The organism is Catenulispora sp. EB89 (assembly GCF_041261445.1).
Lineage (GTDB): Bacteria > Actinomycetota > Actinomycetes > Streptomycetales > Catenulisporaceae > Catenulispora.
This window is the reverse complement of the sequence record NZ_JBGCCU010000018.1, coordinates 159,088-178,906: the sequence shown is the minus strand read 5'-3', so window position 1 is coordinate 178,906 and position 19,819 is coordinate 159,088. Positions and strand designations below refer to the sequence as shown.

The window sequence follows — 19,819 nt, the reverse complement described above, 5'->3', positions numbered from 1 at the left end:
CTCGACGACTCAGGAACAGTGCTCTGCGATCCCGGCATCTCAGATCAGCCCTTCGCGCAGCGCGTAGGCCACCGCGTGCGTCCGGTTGCGCAGCCGCATCCGGATCGTCAGCTCGTGCAGGATGTTCTTGACCGTCCGATCCGAGTAGGCCAGCGCGGTCGCGGCCTGCGCGGTGTCGAACCCGTCGGCGAGCAGCCGTAGCACGTCCGACTCCCGCGCCGTGAGAGCCGGCTGGTCCACGGACCGATCCACGGCCACGCCCCGCTTCGGCCGCGGCTCACCCCTCCGAAGGGTCTTGATGTAGTCGAGGAGATCACGCACCACTTCCGGCGGCATCAGCACGCCGGCCCCGCGGTCGACCGCCCGCACCGCCCTGGCAACCGCCTCCCCGGTCGCCTGGCGCCGCCACACCAGCGCACCCACCCCGAGATCCACCAGCGAAGGCAGCACCCCAGGCGCCATCCGCCCCACGACCGCGACAATCCCGACCCGCCCCTTCGGCGACAATCCCGACAACGCGCCCCGGGCCAAGGACACGGCGGCATCGTCGAACACGTCAGCGACCAACAGCAGTACCGCCGCCGAAGCGGCACCATCGCCGCCGGCCGGCACCACACTGATCCCGGGCTGTGCCCACAGCAACGCCTCAGCACCCGACCGAGAGATCCCGTCGGCCGCGACCACCCGTACCCCGACGCCCTCCACCAATGCCTCCCCATCGTCATGACCAGCGGTGACGAACCTAGGAAGCACCTGTTGACGCGCGATCGACGCTCGATGACGCAGCCACCGCGAGGCCGGCCCGGGCAAGATCTGATCGATGGGCTCACAGCGCCGCATCCGGCAGGCGCCGAAGGAGATGCAGCCGGCATCACCCGCAGGGTGAAGGGCGTCAACCAACGCGACGGGCCCGGCGACGAGCACCTCGACGCACCACCCACCGTAGGTCGAAGATTGGCCGACCAGGGCTGAGGACAGTGTTTCCGCAGATCGCAGGTTCTCACATGCATAACTTCGACATCTGGACTAGCGAGGATCGTCAAAGCGCTCGACGACAAGCCCGTCGGCCAGGCGTGGAAGTGGCAGCAGTACAGGGACAAGACGATGCATGCCAGCCGCCACGACAATGTGACGCGGCGGCTCGGCGAAGGCACGGATAACCCGGGCGACGATCTACAGCAGCCGGTAGCGCAGCAAAGTCGTCCAGGATGAACACGACGATCACGGCGGCTCGGCCCAGCAAGTCCACCCTGACGGTGGCCTCGTGGTGTTCCACTCCGGCACCGGGGGTGAGAGCGACCCCGGTGATCAGTCCGGTCCCCGGCTGCCCGGTCGCATCCCGGGGAGTACATCCAAAAGCCGCCAATAACCGGCTGCTACGGGCAAGCACTCCCGACAGCCCAGCGATCTTCATCGCCGGAGCCATCGTCGCCGGGTTGCCGACGTCAGCCTGGGGCGGCGCTTTGGGGGCCACACGGGATACGCGATCACGAACGGCCTGCTGATGGACACTCGTCATGCTCGGCTCGCCGTGCAGGCACCGCGCGTGTGACGTTCGGAAACGACTACCCCACGGACCCGAAGGTCAAGTGGGGTAGTGGTAACGGGCGATTCGTCAGGTTATGCACCCCCGTCGTGGGACCAAGTCGCTGGGCCTGGGACCCGGACCGGCTGGACGAACTCATCCGCGCCGCGGCGCCGGCAACGCTGGACGTCTGCGGCGGCGCGGACAACCAGCAAGAGGTGGCCGACGGCTTCACCCAGGTGTTCGTGCCGGAGATCGACGAGCCCACGATGCTGACACGGCTGGGCGCACGGCGTGGATTCCACGACTGGGGCCATATCGGCGGCACCGGGAGTACCTGCGCCGCAAGCTGCCCGTACTACAGGAGTACCTGCGGGCGTCCGGTGCGACACCCATCGACGCCCGACGGCCTCTGAAGCAGGTGGTGGACGCAGTACTCTTCCATACCCCGCGCTGACAACGGCGACGCCCCGGTCCGTCCTGGTGACAGGCGGGGCACTTTTCGCCGACGTCAGCTGACCGCCTCGGCGGCGTCGAGGACGAGCCTGGCGACGATCTTGGGCTGGCTGATCATCACGAGGTGGGACGAGGTCAGGATCTCGACAACCTTGCGGGCGTTTGGCGCGACTGTACATCCAGCGCTCACAGTCCGGCGGATCTCCTGGCCCGGGGCGGGCTTGATCGTAGCGGGGCCTCAGCCACCACAAACAGCGTCCAACTCTTGGGCCGGCGAGGATATTGGCATAGCCGCAATCGGCGGCGGGCTGCCTGAGCACGCCAGTCGCCCGCTCCAACTTAGGAGAGCCGGTCCGTCTGGTCCGCCCAGCGAGGAGACCGGTTTTCCAGCCGCGATCTCGTGGAACGGCTCGAGCTGCGCCGGCGCGGTCTCGGAATCCCGGAACGCGCCCGGGGTGCGTGCACAGGCCGCGAGTTCTCGCTGCGTGAGGTTCCGGACGACAAGCGCGGCGCCGGTCTTGACCATCAGCACCGATCCGACCTGGATGACGGCGTTGGGGGGCTTCTCCAGCGACACGATGAGCTTGGCCACGACATCGCCCTGGCTGGCGTCGATCTGCACCTGCGCCGTCAGGTTGATCCGCACGTCCACGGCTCGCTCGATCTTCGCCAGTTGCTCGCGCGCCTCGGCCGAGCCCTTGGCCCGGATCAGGTATCTGCGGAACCACGATCCGTGCTCCGGACGGCTCATCAACTCGACGTCCAGGCCGACCGAGTCGAGCACGGCGAAGAGCGCCTGCTCGATCTCGTCCTGGCCTCCCTCCTCGGTGAGATACGTCCGGACGAGCAAACACTGCTTCGTCGCAGTGGGATCGTCGTCGAGCCCATGTCCGTCCGGATGCGGCGGCCACGGACGGGCAGCGCTCGCGGGCAGACTCATGTCGATTGCACGCACAGGGCAGGCAAGTCCAGATCCCGCTGGACGGTGGCCAGATCAGGGGTCTCAAGGGACGAGTAGAGCCCTTCCACGGTGAACGACCGGATCATGCGCGTGTCAGCCGGGCCACGCCCAGAACACGCAGCCGGGAACACCGCCCGCGCCATGCCGACCGTCGCGACTCGGACCGGCGGGGACGGAAGTGGAAGAGTCGTCACAACGGGCAACAGAGTCCCACAGGGCCGGCGGATTCATCTCGGCAACACAAGAGGCTCGCGCTGGATTTGTAATCCGACGCGAGCCCCTGATATCTCGGCTCTACTTCCCCTTCACCACATGTGGCTGCACGTGCGCCGAAGCGCGGTGCTCATGCCCTGCTTCATGCGCCGGGGGAAAGTCCACAAGATCCGTGTACAGCGGCAGTCGGCGGTGCAGCCATTGCGGTTGGAATCCGCTCTGGAACGGAACGACGTCTCCGTCGAGTGCCGCCTCGACTGAGCTGTCTCCCTCGCCGCGGGCGGCTAGCTTGAACTGCTCGAACTCGTAGGGCAGGCCCTGGGCGTCCAGGAACGAGGGGCCGTCCATCACCTGGAAGTGCAGGTGGGGGGCTCCGGAGTTGCCCGAGTTGCCGAGGTTGCCGATCTGCTGGCCGACGCGGACGTGTTGTCCGACGTGGACGAAGGAGCTCGGGCTGCCCGGCTTCATGTGCGCGTAGCCGGCGTAGAAGGTGTGGTGCTGGTAGACGAACTTCTCGATGATGTGGTTGCCGGCGAAGTCCTTCAGGGGTAGCTGGCCCAGCGGGGGTTCCTCGGTCGGGACCTGGTTGGGGAGTCCGTCCACCACGGCGACGATCTCGCCGTCGGCTACGGCGTGGATCGGGGTGCCGTAGTAGGCGTAGCTGGACAGGGATGTCGCGGGGCCCTCGAAGACCCGGCCGTGTTCGTCCAGCCTCAGCCAGTCGATCGCGGTGCGCTCGGGGAAGTTCGTGGTGCCGTCCAGGGGGTTCACCGCGGCGCGGTGGGCTGTGACCTCCGAGCAGCAGCCGTTCGCGTTGAACCAGCGCGGGCCGGCCAGCGGGGACTCGATGACCGGGGTGGGGAGGTCGGAGACGGGGGCCTGGCCGACCTTCACCGTGACGTCGTCCGGGATGAGTCCCCCGGCCTGCGGCTGGGCGAAGGTGATCCGGACACGGTGGATGATCTTCGCCGGGACCGGGCTGCCCAGGGGGACGGAGGCGTCCATCCAGACGATGGCCTGCTCGCCGGCGGCGATGACGGCCGGGCCGGTGATCGGGGAGGCAAGCTGGGAGATATCGAAGTGCGAGGCGACCGTCGGCCCGCTGAGCGTCTGCAGCACCCGCGACGGGTGGTCGGCGTCCAGCGCCTGGACCGACGCCACGGTCGCCGGATCGGGCGCGTAGTTGACCATCAGCAGCTCGTAGACCAGGTGGATCCGGCCGTCGGTGGCCGCCACCGGCGTCGGCTCGATGGTCGGGATGACAGTGACCGCCGTGACCTGATCGGCCGGAAGCAGCTGACTGGCCCGCGCGCTGGAGGGCACGGCCAGCAGGGCCAGCGCTCCGGCGAGGAGGCAGGAGCCGAGAGTTCTCCGCATGTTGTTCCCTGAAGTCGAATGGGCCTGCATCGCCGTCGCCCGCCAGGGTGCGTCGGGGGATGGTCGGAGCACGGTCCGGCGATCCTATGTCCCGTGGCGCCAGAGAACTGATGATTGGTCCGACTCCGGGAGTGTCGGAAGGGCTGGGAGGACGCACGGGGCAGGCGCGTGGGCGAACGCGGCTCCAGAAAGGCCGTCGATGCCCCTGCGTAACGTCGACGTCGTGATCGACCTGGTCGGCGACGCCCACGACAAGACGTCACCGCGCTCGCTGGAAGAGGCCGCGGCGGTGTTCCCGCTGGAGCAGGTCGCTCGGGCGCACATCCAGGGCGAGGGTGGCCGGACTCGGTCGAAGACACGCCACGACGCGGACGGGCCCGGCCATCGCCGCCAGCCACGGAACGTCTTCACCGCATCGGAATCGGAGCCCCGAGTGAAACGTGGCCGTTCATGGACCCGATGTGGCATGTGCCTGGTGCTCGTGTCGGACCACCGTCGTGAACCCCCCCACCCTGCGGATCGCCTCGATCCCGCAGAGGCCCTAGGCGAGATGTTCAGTTCAGCGGGTAGCGATCCGGCCGGGTACGACGGCGGTGACCTGCCCAACCAGGTCCGCTACCGCAACGCCTCCTCCCACGGCAGTCGTGGCTCAGGCTCGGCCACTGACTAGATCAACAGGTCCCCGTCGTCCTCATCCTCGTTCTCCGCATCGGTTGCGGCGATCGCCTTGAGCAGCGCGGGCTCGACGATGTACGCGTACGCCGCGTAGCCGCGCCAGATGCGGCGCCATTCGGTTTGGACGGCTGCGGCACCGATGGTGTTCTCGACCTCGTCGAGGTAGGCGACGATGATGTCGGCCGCCTGCTTGGTGTGGCCGGCGGAGATGTTGTCGATGGTCAGGTGAGCGTCCTCGTAGCAGGTGTCGAAGCCGTGGTGGCGCAGCTTCTGGATTTCGTGGAGGCGCAGTTCGCCGAGGCCGAACATCTCGATGGCGAGGTTGTAGCCGAGGATCTCGTTGTAGAAGCGGTCCGGGAACATGGCCAGGGAGAGCTGGTACAGCGAGAAGCCGTACAGCTCGTCGGGCAGCTCGCCCTGGTCGCGGAAGGCGTCGTCCCTGATGTGTGGGAGCTTGATGTCCATGCTGGCCAGGGCCGTGTGGATCAGGGTGAGGTGGTTCTTGCGGAGCTCGCCTTGGCCCATCTCGTCGGCGTAGATCGACCACAGCATCGCATCGCTCGGGCGGGCGGCGTGGCCGAGGTTGGCCAGGCGGTGCAGCCAGGTGCCGTCGATCAGGGCGCCGAGGGCGTAGGTGGTCTGCAGGAAGACCACCTCGTCGCGGCCCGGGATGGTCGTCAGCGGCTTGTAGGGGTTGACCAGCTTGTCCCAGTAGATGCGCTCCGCGCGCTCGTACAGCGCTTCCGGCGTGTAGTCGAAGTACGTCGCGTCGGTGTAGCGGCCGCCGGCGCCGTGGACGAACATGACCTCGGCGGCTTCCAGGGTCCGCATCACCCGTTCGGCGGCTTGCGGGAGCGTGTTGGCGAAGTTCTCGATGTTCACGAGGCGGTGGAAGAGTTCGCGGTCGTCGGCCGGGGCGGCTGAGGCGATCACGACATCCGGGGGCAGGTCGGCGGCCAGCCGCGTGCGCCATCGGGCGGCGTGCGCGTCGCCGGCGGTGCAGGGCGAGAGCTCGATCTCGGGACGCTCCCCCGCCGGCATCGACTCCGACCAGGCCTTGAAGGTCGAGGCCTCATGCTCGTCGAAGATGCCGAACATGGGTCCGCCGATCTTGACGGCCTCCAAGAACCGGGGCAGGTGAGGCGATTCGCGGAACTCCGCCAGGAACGCGGCGAGGTCGAGGTCCGGCTCGGCGAACGTCTCGGTCAGCGGCCGGCCGCCGACGCGCACGGCCCCGTGCTGCGAGCCGGCCAGCGGCGCGTGGCGCGCGACGATCTCGGCGACCCTCGACTCCAGGGACCTGTTCGACGTCCACTCGGCGAGGTCGGCGAGCAGGGCCACGTGCTCACGTTCGAGGGCGAGGGCCAGGCGGACGCCGTCGGCGAGGCGGGCGCGCTCGTCGGCGCCGGCCAGGGCCACGTACTGCGCGAGCACCGCCCGCAGCTCCGGCTCGGCGAGCCGGGGCGTCGTGCCGAGCAGCAGATCATCGACGCCGAGCGCGTGGAACACGTAGTGCACGCCGACCAGCTCCGGCAGGAAGTTCGCCGGCAGGCGCGACAGCGCGAGGTAGAAGCAGCCGTGCAGCGCGGTGAGCGGCCGGGCGGCGGCGGCATCGAGGAAGCTGGCGGCGCCGACGTCCGGTAGCTGGATGCCGGCATCCTCCAGGGCGCGCCGCCGCAGGTGCTGTGCCGAACGCAGCGGGCTGCCGGCGCCGCGCAGCACGACGTACTGCGCGAACAGCCGGTTGACGACGACAGACGGCTGGGTCGCGGGCTGCGAGAGCACGTCGAGCCAGCAGCCGCCGAGCTGTCCGAGCACGGCGCGCTGGCGCAGGACGGCTTCACGAGCGTCGGGGGCGTCGCGAACGTCGGGGGCGTCGCGAGCGTCGCGAGCGTCGCGAGCGTCGCGAGCGTCGCGAGCGTCGGGGGCGTCGGGGGCGTCGGGGGCGTCGCGAGCGTTGGACGCGAGCATGGCGATGGCCGCGCGGAGGTCATCGCGGGCTGCTGCCACCTGCGACGCGATGAGATCGGCATCAACATCAACATCGACATCGACATCGACATCGAAGGCGACGGCATCCGAGCGGCTCGAATCCAGGAAGGCGTGCAGGATGTGCCGCGCCGCGAGCAGAACCGACTCAGACTCCTGATCGCGCATCAACCGCCGGAACAGGACCGCAGGCTCCAGCGCCAGCATCGCCTTGGCCTCCTCGCGCGCGGCGGGGCTGAACTCGAAGGGGCGGCGCTCCAACGCGACCATCGTGTCCGGCAATTCGAAGACGGACATCATGAGCCGCCCTTCCGCTGCAACAGCACGCCGATCCGTGATCCCGGAACGCTCGCCGCGAGCATGTAGTGACCACCAGCCCGCACTTCGCCGGCGGCGGCACGGTCGGCGAGGTTGATGAGCGGGTCGGCGGCGAAGCAGTGGCCGTTGCGGCTGATGTTCTCCTGGTAGAGCTGCTCCGCGCTGAAGCCGGCCTGGCGCTCCTTCATCACCACGAGCGGGGTGAACAGGTTCAGGTGCATTAGGCCGGCGATGTCGCCGAGCTTCATACCCCGCGGCGCCAGGAGCCGCTCGTTGACCTCGCGGGCCAGGTCGGAGCTGATCTCGTTGCTCGCCTCGAGGGTCGCGGTGTCCTGAGCCGTGGCACAGCCCAGCACGCGGTAGGCGTCCGGGCCGTCCTCGTCGGAGGACACCACGCAGCTGGCCGCGCCGTCGCAGAACAGCGCGAAGCTGCCCATCCGATCGTCCTCGTCGGCGACCCGGTCGGTCGTGATGCACAGGACCCTGCGATAGCGGCCGGCCGCCACGAACGCGCTCGCCAGGTCCAGCGCGGCCAGCAGGTTCACGCACCGGTTCAGCGTCTGCCCGTAGTACGGGACGTCGCCGAGCCCGAGCCCGCGGATCACCGTCTGCATGAACCGACCGTGGTCCTCGGAAGGAACCGGAATCCGCGTGGAACACAGAATCAGCGCATCGATCGACGACGGCTCCATCCCCGCCGCACGCAGCGTCGCCGCCCCGCTCGCGATCGCCAGCCGCTCCAAGCTCCGAGCGCTCCGGCGGAACGTCCCCCAGCCCCACAACTGTGGGTTCGGCGCCAAGGCGAAGCGCGCGACCTGTGCATCGAGGTTGGCGATGCTCGTGTGGTCCACCACCTCTTCGCCGAGTTCGTAGCACGGCCCATGGAGGAACACCGACACTCAGATCACCTCGACATGGTGATCAGCACGGACCACCTCACGCAACACATCCGTGACCGCATCAGGGTGACGCTCGAAATAGAAGTGCCCGCCGTCGGCCCAGTGGTGGACCGGCGCAGCGCTCTCATGACGCCATGGCGCCAGCTGCGCGGGCCCTATATGCGGGTCCTGACGGCCGTTGATCAACGACAGCGGGACGGTCAGCTGTGCCCCCGGGCGGTACTCGTAGCCCACCGCCATCCGGAAGTCCGCGATCAGACCCGGCAGCAGCAGGGCACGCACATCCTCATCGGCAGCGACCTCCGGCGTCAGCCCGCCGAAGAAGCAGATCGCCTCAGCGAACTCCCGCCCCTCCAGCGCAGCGATCGCCCGCACGCGCTCAGACGGCAGCAACTCAGGGGCCGAGCAACCGGACGCGACCAGATGCCGCAGCTCCGGCAGATCGGCCAACTGCCGCGCGACCTCGAACGCGACCAGCGCGCCGAGGCTGTGCCCGAACAGGTAGATCGGCCGACCGTCGACAGCAGCACGGATGGCAGCGGCAGCACCATCGGCATACTCGTCGAAGGTGGGTGCCGGCTCGTCCACCCGATGCTCACGCCCCGGCCGGCACACGGCCAGCAGCTGAGCGTCATCGCGCAGCGCACTCTGCCAAGCCAGCAGAGAACGGCTGCTACCGCCCGCATGCGGAAAGCAGAAGATCCGGGCCGGCTGCCCGGTCACTTCGCCATCGGTGAGGAACCACCCAGTCCGCGCGTTCACGGCGCCGCCAACGAAAAGCTCTGCGTCACCGATCGCGACGGGTCCCCGGGCCGCAGATGCAGCTCACCGTGCTCGGGCCGCATGACGACCGCCGCGACGGTCCGCTCCCGGCGCACGTCCCCGTTGTCCGCGACGCAGATCGGCGCTGCGGACATCAGCGCGAAGTGCTCCTCGGGACTCGCATCCGCGGGCAGGGCGGGAAGAGCCGCTTGGCACGCCTTGAGCCGCAGAAGCGAGGAGTTGCGCGCGAAGACGTTGAGCTCGTCGTGGAGAACGAAGTCGGGATGCAGAAAGTGGTTGGTGTGGACCAGTTCCTGCGAGTCGACCACCCGGATCTCGTCCCCGAGTATCTCGACGCAGACCGCCTTCGAGCCGTCGCACAACATCAGCGAGCGGGAACTGGCCAGCCGCAGCCCCCGTAGAATCGCAACCGCGTCATCGACTCCGGTCGCGGTATCCAGCAGATGCCGGATCGCGAGGTACGGCGGCAGGCCGGGACGCCACTGGCCGCCGAGCACCAGATTCAGCCCGACCGCCAGGCCGTCGCTGTTGATCCCCAGGTAGCCGAGCAGCCCGCCGAAACTCAGCACCAGCGACCGCCGCCCTGACCCCGGCCGGGAAACATCGAGCACGGAGATCTGATCGTCCAGATCGCCGTTGAGGTCCACGGTCTGCGCCAGCACGGCCGTGCCGGGTCGCGAGTCCCCGAGGCGCGCATAGGTGGTGCAGTCCCCCATCGTCGGGATCTTGCTGTACCCCATGATCTCGCGCCGCAGCTGCAACAGCAGCGCCTGCTCGTAGCTGATATCGGCACCCTGTGCCAGGCCACGCAGCTCCTCAGCCAGATCCGGCGTCGCCGCACTGATCTCAACAGAGTACGCAGCCAGCTGCGAGCCCAGCGAAGCCGGCGTCACCGGCTCGGGCAGGATCCGATTGAGCCGGGTCAGCCCGTCATCGAGAAAGGCGTGCAGCGCCTCGGACAGGGCCGCACCATGCTGGTGGCCAACCGAGAAAGGGTCTCCATGGGCCCTGATATAGGGAACGCTCAAGACGCTCGTGTCCGTCATGCCGAGCCACCCGTGACACCCAGCAGATGATCACGCACCGACGGCCACTCGCCCCGCACCACGCTGAAGAACACCGCATCACGCCGCCGTCCACCCGGCATCGGGTTGAAACTGCGCAACGTGCCTTCCTCCGTGGCACCGATCTTCTTCAGCGCCCGCAGAGCCTTGACGTTGAGCCGATCGGTCTTGAACTCCACCCGCTCGGCACCCATGCGCTCAAAGGCGTGCTCCAGCATCAGGAACTTGGCCCACCGGTTGATTCCGCGTCCCTGGAACTCCGTACCCAGCCACGACCAGCCGATCTCCAACCGGCCGTCGCGCTCGGCGAGGTTGCCGAAGCTCATGCTCCCGGCGGTCAGCCCCTTCGCCTTGTCCGTGACGCAGTACGCGACCCGGACCCCGGCCGCACGGTCGGACAGCGCCGCGTCGAAGAACGCGTCGAACTCCGCCTCGGTATCGATCCGCGTGACGAAGTAGTCCCAGATCTCCGGGTCCATGGCCAGATCGTGCAGCGGCGCGCGGTCCGCCTCGCCCACCGGCCGCAGCCGGACGTGCTCGTTCTCCAGCGTCGTCGCCGCGATGTCGGCCCACGTCATCTCAGTTCTCCTTTTCCGGCGTGCGCGGCCAGCGCCGCGACCACGTCCCCCAGCGTCCGCATCGCGGCCACGTCGGCCTCGGTGAAGGCGGACAGGCTCACCCCGGTCTCGTCGCAGACCGCCATCAGGAACAGCACCTTGTTCAGCGACGTCAGCCCGTACCCGTCGCTCATGTCCAGGTTCAGGTCGAAGTCGGCCGGGGCGAGGTCCGAGGCCAGCACCCGCGCGAGGCTTTCCCGGGCGGGGCCGGCTAGCTCCAGTTGCACGATGTCTCCAGGGTTGATTCGGTGATCCAGTGCGCGATCTCCTCGACCCGCGGTGACCGCAGGAAGGAGTAGTGGTCGGTGTCCACGGGACGCAGGACGCTGTTCCGGCCCAGCAGGCGGGTCCAGTCCGCCTGGACGGCGGCGTTCGGAGATCGCAGAGCGCTGATGAGCAGGGTCCGCGTACGCAACGCGGCCGCCGGCCGGAAGCCGGCGACCATCGCGGTGTTCGCCTTGTACACCTCGAAGCGGCGCTCGATCTGACCTCGGACGGCGGCCAGGTCTGCCGCGCTCCCGCCCCCGGCGACCCGACGCGCCAGCCAGTCCAGGTGATCGTCATCGGGGCAGTCCGCGTCCCAGCCCAGAGCCTGCGCGGCATCAGCGGCGAACCGCGACGTCAGAAGGCTTTCGGACTCCGCACGCTTGGGCGGCGCGAACGGCGCGTCCAGCAGCACCAACCGCGCCACGTCCTTGCCGAGCCCTTCCAACCGCCGCGCGATCTCGTACGCCACAAGGCCGCCCATCGACCATCCGGCCAACCGGTAGGGCCCTTCGGGCTGCGCGGCAAGGATCGCGTTCAGGTACTCGGCCACCGTGGTGGCGAGCGAGGACACCGGCGCGGCACCCTCAGCCAGGCCTGCGGCTTCGAGGCCGTAGACCTGGAAAGAGCCGGCCAGACAAGCAGCGAGCGGGGTATAGGGATGAACCGTTCCGCCGACCGCGTGCACGATGAAGAGCGGCACTTCGCCCGCGCCATCGCTGAGCCGCACCAAAGGATCGCGAGCAGCCGACCGTACGCTGCCGCCCCCGGTCTCCTCGATCCGAGCCGCCAGCCGGCGCACCGTGGGCGCCAAGAAGACCGCGGTCACGGCGATGTCGGCACCCAGCTCCTGCTGGATCGCGGCGACCAGCCGCATCGCCTGCAGTGAGTTGCCGCCCAGGTCGAAGAAGCCTTGCTCCACGCCGACCCGGGGCAGGCCGAGAAGCCGCGCGTAGATGCCGGCCAGCGCGTGTTCGGTCGGCGTCGCGGGAGCGGCGTCCGGCGTCCAGGCCTCGGCCGCGGCTTGGGCCGGGAACACCTGCGGCAGAGCCGCGCGGTCCACCTTCCCGCTGGCGTTGAGCGGGAAGGAGTCGATGGTCACGACGTGCGCCGGAACCATGTACCCGGGCAGGAGCCCGGCCAAGTGCCGGCGCAGTCCGTCCGGATCGGCAGCGGCGGCGCGGCCCCGCGGCCGCACGTACCCGACGAGCATCTTCTCCCCGGCCGGGTCGTCGGCGGTGACCACCACGGCCTGCGCGACGTCCGGGTGCGCCAGCAGGCCGGTCTCGATCTCGCCGAGCTCGATCCGCAGGCCGCGGATCTTGACCTGGCCGTCGCGCCGGCCGAGGAACACGATGTTCCCGTCCGGCAGGCGCCGCACCCGGTCCCCGGTCTTGTACAGCCGGGCTTCCGGCGCGGTGGCGAAGGGATCCGGGATGAACCGCTGCCCGGTCAGCTCCGGCGCGTTCAGATATCCCCGCGCCACGCCGGCGCCGCCGAGATAGAGCTCGCCGGCCACGCCCACCGGCACCGGGTTCAGGTTCGGATCCAGCACGTACGCCTGCTGGTTGGCCACCGGCAGCCCGATCGGCGGCGGCAGCACCGACCCGTCGAGTTCGGCGGAAGTCGCGATGACCGTGTCCTCGGTCGGACCGTAGGCGTTGACCAGGCGCAGGCCCGGACGCAGCCACGCCCGCACGAGTTCGGCCGGGAACTCCTCCCCGCCGACCAGCAGCACTCGCAGGTCGGGAAACTGCTCGCCGGTGAGCAGGTTCACCACCGCCGGCGGCAGGCAGGTGAAGGTCACCTGCCGCTCCCGGATCAACGCCGCGAGCCGGGAGGGGGACAGCCGCGTCTGGCTGGAGGCCACGACGGCTCGGGCGCCGGACAACAGCGCGGTGAAGATCTCGTGCACGGACGCGTCGAAGTTCAGCGACGCGAACTGCAGCACCCGGTCGGCCGGACCCACCAGCCACTGCTCGGCGATGCCCAGCGCGTGGTTGACCAGGTTGCGGTGCTCGACGAGCACACCCTTGGGCCGGCCCGTGGAGCCCGAGGTGTAGATCGCGTAGGCCGCGTTCGACGGCTCCACCGGCAGGTTCGGATTCCATCCGTCCAGATGCGCGATGTGCTCCCACTCGGCGTCGACCGACACCACCTCGGCGCCGAGCCGCCCCTCAGCCGAAGCCGGTGGCAGGGCCGCCGCGCCGGCCTCGTCGGCGACGACGACCGCCACCGCCGCGTCGGTCGCCATGAACGCCAGGCGCTCCGCCGGCAGCGCCGGGTCCAGGGGCACATACGCGCCCCCGGCCTTCAGGATCCCCATCAGCACCGCCAACCGGCGCGTCGATGGACCCATACAGACCCCGACCAGCACCTCCGGCCCGACGCCGGCGGCGTGCAACCACCGCGCGATCCGGTTGGCCCGGGCATTGAGCTGCGCGTAGGTCACCGCGTCGCCGCCGTACTCGGCGGCCACCGCCTGCGGAGAGCACTCCACCTGCCGCTCGAACAGCTCGTGGACGCACCCCGACGGCAGATCGACCCGCGTGTTGTTCCACACCACCAGCTCGCGCCGACGCTCAGCCGCGGTCAGCAACGGCAGCCGGGACACCCGGGACGAGGCGTCCGCGACCACCCCGGCCAACAGCACCCGGAAGTTGCGCAGCATCCGCCGCACCGTCGAGCGGTCGAACAACGCCGAGGCGTAGGACAGCTCGACCCAGAGCCGGTCCCCGCGCACCTGCGCGAAGAAGGCCAGGTCGAACTTGGCAGCCGGCAGGTCGATGGGCTCGGGCCGGATCGTGACGGTGTCCAGCGCGAGCTCCGGCGCGGCCTCGCCGAAGTTGAAGGAGACCTGGAACACCGGCGAGCGGCCGGCGTCGCGGCGCACCCCGAGTTCCTCGACCAGCTTCGCGAACGGCAGTTCCTGGTGCGCGTACGCGGCGACGGTCCTTTCGCGGACCTGCGCGAGCAGGTCGCGGAACACCGGGTCCCCGGACAGGTCGGCCCGGATCGGCAGAGCGTTGACCAGATAGCCGATCAGCGGCGCCAGCTCCGCGCGGCCGCGATTGGCGCTGATCGTGCCCACCACCACGTCGTCCTGACCCGAATAGCGGTGCAGCAGGACCAGAAGACCCGTGAGCAGCACCACGAACGGGGTGGTCTGCTCCCGGCGGGCGACCTCCCCGACGCCCTGCCACAGCTCGGCGCCGAGGTCGAGCCATTCCACGCCGCCCTCGAAGCCCTCCACCGGCGGCCGCGGCCGGTCGGTGGGCAGGTGCAGCGTCTGGAACCCCGCCAGGGTCGAGCGCCAGTAGTCGGCGGCGTCGGACAGCACCGCGCCGCCGGCCCGCTCGCGCTCCCACAGGGCGACGTCCGCGGGCTGCACCGCGAGCGCGGGCAACGCGGCCGGCTGCCCGCACACCTGCGCCCGGTACAGCGTTCCGAGCTCGGCCAGGAACACCCCGAACGACACCGCGTCGAAGACGATGTGGTGCACGACCAGGATCAGCATCCACTCCCGCTCATCCAGGCGGATCAGCGTGGTGCGGAACAGGCCGCCCTCGGCGAGATCGAACGGTGCCATCGCTTCCCGGAGCGCCGTCTCCTCCAGCTGCTTCTCCCGCTCGTCGGGCTCCAGGCCCGACAGGTCAAGGCGGCCGAGCACGACCCCGGACGGCTCGGCGACATCCTGGACCGGCAGGCCGTCCGGTCCGGTCACGAACCGGGTGCGCAGGGCCTCGTGCCGTTCGACCAGCGCGTCCAGGGCCCGGCCGAGGGCCGCGACGTCGAGCAGGCCGGTCACCCGCAGCGCCTGCGGGATGTTGTACACGGGCTGGTTCGGCGCGAAGTGGTCGAGGAACCACAGCTGCTCCTGGCCGAAGGACAGCGGGAGCGGCCCCGCGCCGGCACCGCGCCGGAGGATGCCGGCCGGGGCCGCGGTCCGGCCGCGGCGCAGCCGCTCGGTGTACGCCGCCCGCTGGGCGTCGGTCAACATCCGCGCTACTCCGTTCCGCCGTCTTCGAGCGCTGCGTCGGCCAGGTCGACGTCGGCCAGGTCGACGTCGTCCAGGCCGACGTCGGCCAGGTCGACGTCGTCCAGGTCGACGTCGGCCAGGCCCTGCCGGTCCCGCAGGAACACGGCGAGCTGCCGGGCGGCGGGCGCCTGGAAGACGGCGGTGACGTCGATGTCGACCGCGAGGTCCGAGCGCAGCCGGGCGACCAGCTGCATCGCCTGCAGGGAGTTGCCGCCGAGGTCGAAGAAGCCGTCGTCGACGCCGACCCGGTCCCGGCGCAGCAGGCCGGCGTACACGTCGGTGAGCACGGCTTCGAGCATCGTGCGCGGCGCGACGAACTCCGCGCCCGCCATGGCCTGCGCCGACTCCACGGCCGGCAGCGCCTTGCGGTCGATCTTGCCGTTGGCGGTCAGCGGGATCGCGTCCACCGCCAGCAGGCCGGCCGGGACCATCGAGGCCGGGAGCCGGGTCGCCAGGTACTGGCGAAGCTGGGCGACGTTGACGGCGGGCTCTCCCGGTACCCCGCGCACGTAGCCGACCAGCCGCTTGTGGCCCGCGCGGTCCTCGGACACGACCACGACGGCCTGCTCGACCGCCTCGTGCGCGACCAGCGCCGCCTCGATCTCGCCGAGCTCGATCCGGATGCCCCTGATCTTCACCTGGCCGTCGACGCGGCCGACGAAGACGATGGTCCCGTCGGGATTGCGCCGCACCAGGTCTCCGGTCTTGTACAGGCGCGCGCCGGGCACGTCGCGGAACGGGTCCGGGATGAAGCGCTGCTCGGTGAGCTCCGGGGCGTTCAGGTAGCCGCGGGTCACGCCGGCCCCGCCGACGTGCAGCTCGCCGACCACGCCGACCGGGACCGGATTGAGCCATCGATCCAGCACGTAGGCCTGGTAGTTGGGCTTCGGGCGGCCGATCGGCGGCGGGAAGATCGAGCCGTCGATCTCCATGAAGGTCGAGCCGATCGCGGCCTCGGTGGGGCCGTAGCCGTTGTAGAAGTGCAGCCCCGGGCGCAGCCAGCGCCGCACCAGCTCGGCGGGCAGCTCCTCCCCCGCCGACAGCAGGATCCGCAGATCCGGGAACTGCTCGCCGGTCAGCAGACTGACCACCGCCGGGGGCAGGCAGGCGAAGGTCACCTTCCGGTCGCGGATCAGGTCGGCCAGGCGCGGCGGGGCCATGAGCGTCTCCTTGCCGGCCAGGACGGCCCGCGCGCCGGCCAGCAGCGTCATGAACAGGTCCATCACCGACACGTCGAAGTTCAGCGACGCGAACTGCAGGACGCGGTCGTCCGGGCCGACCTGCCACGGTCCGAGCATGCCGAGCAGGAAGTTCACGGCATGGCGGTGTTCGACCACGACGCCCTTGGGCTGGCCGGTCGAGCCCGAGGTGTAGATGACGTAGGCGATGTTCGAGGACTGGACCGGGTAGCCGGGGTTCTCCGATTCGAGCTTGGCGATCCGGTCCCATTCCTGGTCGATGGCCACCACCTGAGCCGTGGTCGCCGGTAGCGCCGCCGCGCCTGCTTCATCCGCGACGACCACCGGCATCGCGGTGTCGGACATCATGTAGGAGAGCCGTTCGGCCGGGAGCGCCGGGTCCAGGGGGACGTATCCGCTGCCTGCCTTCATGATTCCGAGCAGGACGGCCAACCGCTCGATCGAGGGCGCCATGGCGACACCCACCAGAATCTCCGGTCCGGCTCCCGCCTCGCGCAGGCGTCGGGCGATTTGGTTGGCGCGGGCGTTGAGCTGCGCATAGGTCAGCATCTCGCCGTCGAGCTCCGCCGCGACCGCGTCGGGGGTGCGGTCGACTTGGCGCTCGAAGCCCTCGTGGATGCACACGTCGGGGAGTTCGGTGGCCGTGTCGTTCCACTCGACGACTTCGCGGTGCCGCTCGGCTTCGGTGAGGATCGGCAGCTTGGACAGCCGCTGCGACGGATCGCTGGTCACCGCAGCGAGCAGGACGCCGACGTGGCCGAGGATGCGCTCGGCCGTGGGCGGGTCGTACAAGCCGGTGTCGTAGGTGAGGCGGAGCCAGAGTTCGTCGTCGCGCACGTGAGCGGCGAAGTCGAGGTCGAACTTGGCCGCCGGCAAGTCGACGTGTTCGATGCGCATCGACACGCCGCCGGCTTCGAGCTCCGGCAGGGCCTCGGAGAAGGTCAGACCGACCTGGAAGATCGGGGCACGGCTGGTGTCGCGCTCGACCGGGACCTCCTCGACGAGGCGGGCGAACGGCAGGCTCTGGTGCTCGCGGGCGCGATGGACCGTTTGAGCCACGCGCGCCAGCAGTTCGCGGAACTCCGGGTCGCCGGACAGGTCGGAGCGGATCGGCAGGGTGTTGACGAGAAAGCCGATCAGCGGCTTCAGGGCCTCGTGCGGGCCCCGGTCGGCGGCGGCCGTCCCGATGACGATGTCGTCCTGGCCGGTGTAGCGGTGGAGCAGGACCTGGATCGTCGCGGTCAGGACTTCCTGCGGGCCCACTCCCTGCTGCTCGCTCAGGGTCCTGAGTCCGGCGAGGGCTTCGGCGCCGAGGTTCTGCCACCGGACGCCGCCGTGGTGGCCGACGACGAGCGGTCGCGGTCGGTCGGCGGGGAGCTGGGCGGTCTGCAGCCCGTCGAGCTCGGTGCGCCAGAACGTGACCAGGTCGGCCAGGATGTCGCCGCGCAGCTGCTCGCGTTCCCACAGCGCGACGTCCGCGGGCTGCACCCACAGCGGCGCGAAGTGTGCCGGCGTTCCCGCCAGCTCGACCTGGTAGAGCGCGGCCAGATCGTTGAGCAGAACGCCGCTCGACAGAGCGTCGAAGACCACATGGTGGGTCACCAGGAGCAGGACGTGCTCCTGCGCGCTGTGCCGGATCAGATGGGCGCGCAGGAGCGGGCCGCGGTCCAGGGCGAACGGCCGGGCGGCCTCGTCGGCGGGCTCGATGCCGGTTTCGGTGTCGATTTCGGTGAGCTCGACGTGGCCGGGCTCGTCGATGACCTGGACCGGACGCCCGTCGTCGTCGCCGACGAACCTGGTGCGCAGGGCTTCGTGCCGCTCGACCAGGCCGTCCAGCGCGCGGCCGAGCGCCGCGACGTCGAGACCGCCACGCAGCCGGACCAAGTGGGGGACGTTGTAGGTGGGTAGGCCGGCGTGGAACTGCTCGATGAACCAGAGCTGTTCCTGGTTGAACGACAGCGGAAGCTCGCCCGCGAGCTCCCCCCGCGCTGGGATGTCAGTGTTCACCATCGGAGGTGGCTCCTGTCGCGATCGAAGCGCCCATCAGCTCGGGCAGAGGTTCGGTGGGCATGGTCTTGAGCCGATAGGCCGGGGAGAAGGCCACCCACAGGATCGGGGTGGTGATGAGGCAGGCGATGATCACCATGGCCGAGCGCAGCCCGACGGCCTGGCCGAGGAACCCGGACAGCGCCGCGCCGATCGGCAGCGTGCCGAGGACGGCCAGGCGGTAGCTGGCGTTGACCCGCCCGAGCAGCCGGTCCGGCGTGACGCTCTGGCGCAGGGTGGTGGCGTTGACGTTGAACATCAGCACGCCGAACCCGTAAACGAACTCGACGGTCGACAGGATCGCCAGCGACGCGAAGCTCGAACTGCGCGGTATCAGCAGGAACAGCGGGCACAGCGTGCCGGCGGTGATCCCGGCCGCCATGGTCCGCCCCAGCCCGAACCGCTCGCGGATCCGGTTGGCGGACATCGAGCCGCACACGCCGCCGACGGCGATCGCGCCCAGCACCACGCCCAGCTGGAACGGGGTGAGCAGCAGATCCTTGATCGCGTACACGACCAGGATGGTGATCAGCCCGCTCTGGAACAGGTTGAAGGTGCCGGACTGGGTGAGCAGGCCCCGGAGCACCGGGGAGCCGAACACGGCTCGCACTCCCTCGGCGATCGAACTGCGGACCGACTGGTGCTGCGCCGCCGGTGCCGGCTCGCGCCCGCGGATGGCGATCAGCCCGAGCGCGCAGCAGAAGTAGGAGATCGCGTCGGCGGTCAGCGTGGTCGGCGCGGTGATCGTCCCGACCAGGACGCCGGCGAGCCCGGGACCCGCCACCATGGCCAGCGACAGGCTGGTCTGCAGCCGGCTGTTGGTCGCGGCCAGGTGCCGGCGCTCGACCAGGCTCGGCACATAGGAGAACACCCCGACCTCGGAGACCACGGACAGCACGCCGGTCAGGATGCAGACCACGTACATCAGGCCCATGGACAGCACACCGAGCGAGGAGGCCAGCGGGATCAGCCCGATCAGCACGCCGCAGCCCAGCGCGCAGCCGATCAGGATCGGCCGCCGCCGGTGCCGGTCCACCCACACCCCGGCGAACAGGATGACCGCCACGACCGGCGCGCTGCGCGAGGCGTTGAGCAGGCCGACCTCGGAGACGCTCGCGTGCAGGGTCAACACCGCGATCAGCGGCAGCGTGAACTGGGTGATCTGGGTACCGATCAGGGAGATCGTCTCGCCGGTCCAGAGTTTGACGAAGTCGTGGTTCCGCCAGACGCTGCCGGACTCGGCGGGGGCGTCCTCAGGCGGGGCGGCCTCGGACGATGCGGCCTGGGGCGGGACAGGCTCGGTCAGCGCGGCTCGGGGTGACGTGGTCCCGGGCGGCACGGCCTGCGCGCCCGACGTGCCGGACTCACGCGGCTCCTTTTGCGTCAGTGCCATG

15 protein-coding genes are annotated in these 19,819 nt (G+C 69.9%); 2 read left to right on the top strand and 13 right to left on the bottom strand.

Features of this window, described 5'->3' with window-relative positions:
- Positions 1-39: 39 nt before the first annotated feature.
- Positions 40-924, bottom strand: coding sequence for a response regulator transcription factor (locus tag ABH920_RS32485; RefSeq protein ID WP_370353038.1), 885 nt, complete (start codon positions 922-924; stop codon positions 40-42).
- A gap of 711 nt (positions 925-1,635) precedes the next feature.
- Here ABH920_RS32485 and ABH920_RS32480 point away from each other — a divergent pair.
- The gene (locus ABH920_RS32480) at positions 1,636-1,941 is read left to right on the top strand and encodes a hypothetical protein (protein WP_370353037.1); all 306 of its coding nucleotides are present in this window, start codon (positions 1,636-1,638) and stop codon (positions 1,939-1,941) included.
- Between the two features lie 95 nt (positions 1,942-2,036).
- On the opposite strand, the gene ABH920_RS32475 is transcribed toward ABH920_RS32480, so the two are convergent.
- The 3 genes from ABH920_RS32475 to ABH920_RS32465 all read right to left on the bottom strand — a co-directional run bounded on the left by ABH920_RS32475 (position 2,037) and on the right by ABH920_RS32465 (position 4,532).
- Positions 2,037-2,171: a hypothetical protein gene (locus ABH920_RS32475; RefSeq protein WP_370353036.1), complete on the bottom strand. Its 135-nt coding sequence runs from the start codon at positions 2,169-2,171 to the stop codon at positions 2,037-2,039.
- A gap of 48 nt (positions 2,172-2,219) precedes the next feature.
- Complete coding sequence (locus tag ABH920_RS32470) at positions 2,220-2,921, bottom strand: hypothetical protein (protein WP_370353035.1); 702 nt, start codon at positions 2,919-2,921, stop codon at positions 2,220-2,222.
- 315 nt (positions 2,922-3,236) lie between these two features.
- Entirely contained in the window at positions 3,237-4,532 is a 1,296-nt protein-coding gene (locus tag ABH920_RS32465) for a M23 family metallopeptidase (RefSeq protein WP_370353034.1), read from the bottom strand.
- Positions 4,533-4,755: 223 nt separating this feature from the next.
- Between ABH920_RS32465 and ABH920_RS32460 the strand changes: the two genes are divergently transcribed.
- The gene (locus tag ABH920_RS32460) at positions 4,756-5,202 is read left to right on the top strand and encodes a hypothetical protein (RefSeq protein WP_370353033.1); all 447 of its coding nucleotides are present in this window, start codon (positions 4,756-4,758) and stop codon (positions 5,200-5,202) included.
- Here ABH920_RS32460 and ABH920_RS32455 read toward each other — a convergent pair.
- The 9 genes from ABH920_RS32455 to ABH920_RS32415 are packed head-to-tail and all read right to left on the bottom strand — an operon-like array spanning position 5,199 to position 19,818.
- On the bottom strand, positions 5,199-7,493 hold the full coding sequence (locus tag ABH920_RS32455) for an iron-containing redox enzyme family protein (protein WP_370353032.1): 2,295 nt from the start codon (positions 7,491-7,493) through the stop codon (positions 5,199-5,201). The two genes, ABH920_RS32460 and ABH920_RS32455, sit on opposite strands and share 4 nt — an antisense overlap.
- On the bottom strand, positions 7,493-8,413 hold the full coding sequence (locus ABH920_RS32450; protein ID WP_370353031.1) for a 3-oxoacyl-ACP synthase: 921 nt from the start codon (positions 8,411-8,413) through the stop codon (positions 7,493-7,495). The genes ABH920_RS32455 and ABH920_RS32450 overlap by 1 nt, the downstream gene beginning before the upstream one ends.
- A complete protein-coding gene (locus ABH920_RS32445) occupies positions 8,414-9,175 on the bottom strand; it encodes a thioesterase II family protein (protein ID WP_370353030.1) in 762 nt (253 codons plus the stop codon).
- Entirely contained in the window at positions 9,172-10,242 is a 1,071-nt protein-coding gene (locus ABH920_RS32440) for a C45 family autoproteolytic acyltransferase/hydolase (RefSeq protein ID WP_370353029.1), read from the bottom strand. The genes ABH920_RS32445 and ABH920_RS32440 overlap by 4 nt, the downstream gene beginning before the upstream one ends.
- Positions 10,239-10,838, bottom strand: a complete 600-nt coding sequence (locus tag ABH920_RS32435) for a GNAT family N-acetyltransferase (protein WP_370353028.1) — start codon at positions 10,836-10,838, stop codon at positions 10,239-10,241. The genes ABH920_RS32440 and ABH920_RS32435 overlap by 4 nt, the downstream gene beginning before the upstream one ends.
- A complete protein-coding gene (locus ABH920_RS32430) occupies positions 10,835-11,104 on the bottom strand; it encodes an acyl carrier protein (RefSeq protein WP_370353027.1) in 270 nt (89 codons plus the stop codon). The genes ABH920_RS32435 and ABH920_RS32430 overlap by 4 nt, the downstream gene beginning before the upstream one ends.
- A complete protein-coding gene (locus tag ABH920_RS32425) occupies positions 11,089-15,141 on the bottom strand; it encodes an amino acid adenylation domain-containing protein (RefSeq protein ID WP_370353026.1) in 4,053 nt (1,350 codons plus the stop codon). Before ABH920_RS32425 ends, ABH920_RS32430 begins: the two co-directional genes overlap by 16 nt.
- A gap of 5 nt (positions 15,142-15,146) precedes the next feature.
- The gene (locus tag ABH920_RS32420) at positions 15,147-18,389 is read right to left on the bottom strand and encodes an amino acid adenylation domain-containing protein (RefSeq protein WP_370353025.1); all 3,243 of its coding nucleotides are present in this window, start codon (positions 18,387-18,389) and stop codon (positions 15,147-15,149) included.
- The gene (locus ABH920_RS32415; RefSeq protein WP_370353024.1) at positions 18,376-19,818 is read right to left on the bottom strand and encodes an MFS transporter; all 1,443 of its coding nucleotides are present in this window, start codon (positions 19,816-19,818) and stop codon (positions 18,376-18,378) included. The genes ABH920_RS32420 and ABH920_RS32415 overlap by 14 nt, the downstream gene beginning before the upstream one ends.
- Between the last annotated feature and the right edge of the window lies 1 nt (position 19,819).

Excerpts from the sequence above, each read along its gene's own strand:
- ABH920_RS32465 (WP_370353034.1), bottom strand. The coding sequence starts at position 4,532 with ATGCGGAGAACTCTCGGCTCCTGCCTCCTCGCCGGAGCGCTGGCCCTG.
- ABH920_RS32415 (WP_370353024.1), bottom strand. The coding sequence starts at position 19,818 with ATGGCACTGACGCAAAAGGAGCCGCGTGAGTCCGGCACGTCGGGCGCG.
- ABH920_RS32455 (WP_370353032.1), bottom strand. The coding sequence starts at position 7,493 with ATGTCCGTCTTCGAATTGCCGGACACGATGGTCGCGTTGGAGCGCCGC.
- ABH920_RS32420 (WP_370353025.1), bottom strand. The coding sequence starts at position 18,389 with ATGGTGAACACTGACATCCCAGCGCGGGGGGAGCTCGCGGGCGAGCTT.
- ABH920_RS32435 (WP_370353028.1), bottom strand. The coding sequence starts at position 10,838 with ATGACGTGGGCCGACATCGCGGCGACGACGCTGGAGAACGAGCACGTC.
- ABH920_RS32470 (WP_370353035.1), bottom strand. The coding sequence starts at position 2,921 with ATGAGTCTGCCCGCGAGCGCTGCCCGTCCGTGGCCGCCGCATCCGGAC.
- ABH920_RS32425 (WP_370353026.1), bottom strand. The coding sequence starts at position 15,141 with ATGTTGACCGACGCCCAGCGGGCGGCGTACACCGAGCGGCTGCGCCGC.
- ABH920_RS32440 (WP_370353029.1), bottom strand. The coding sequence starts at position 10,242 with ATGACGGACACGAGCGTCTTGAGCGTTCCCTATATCAGGGCCCATGGA.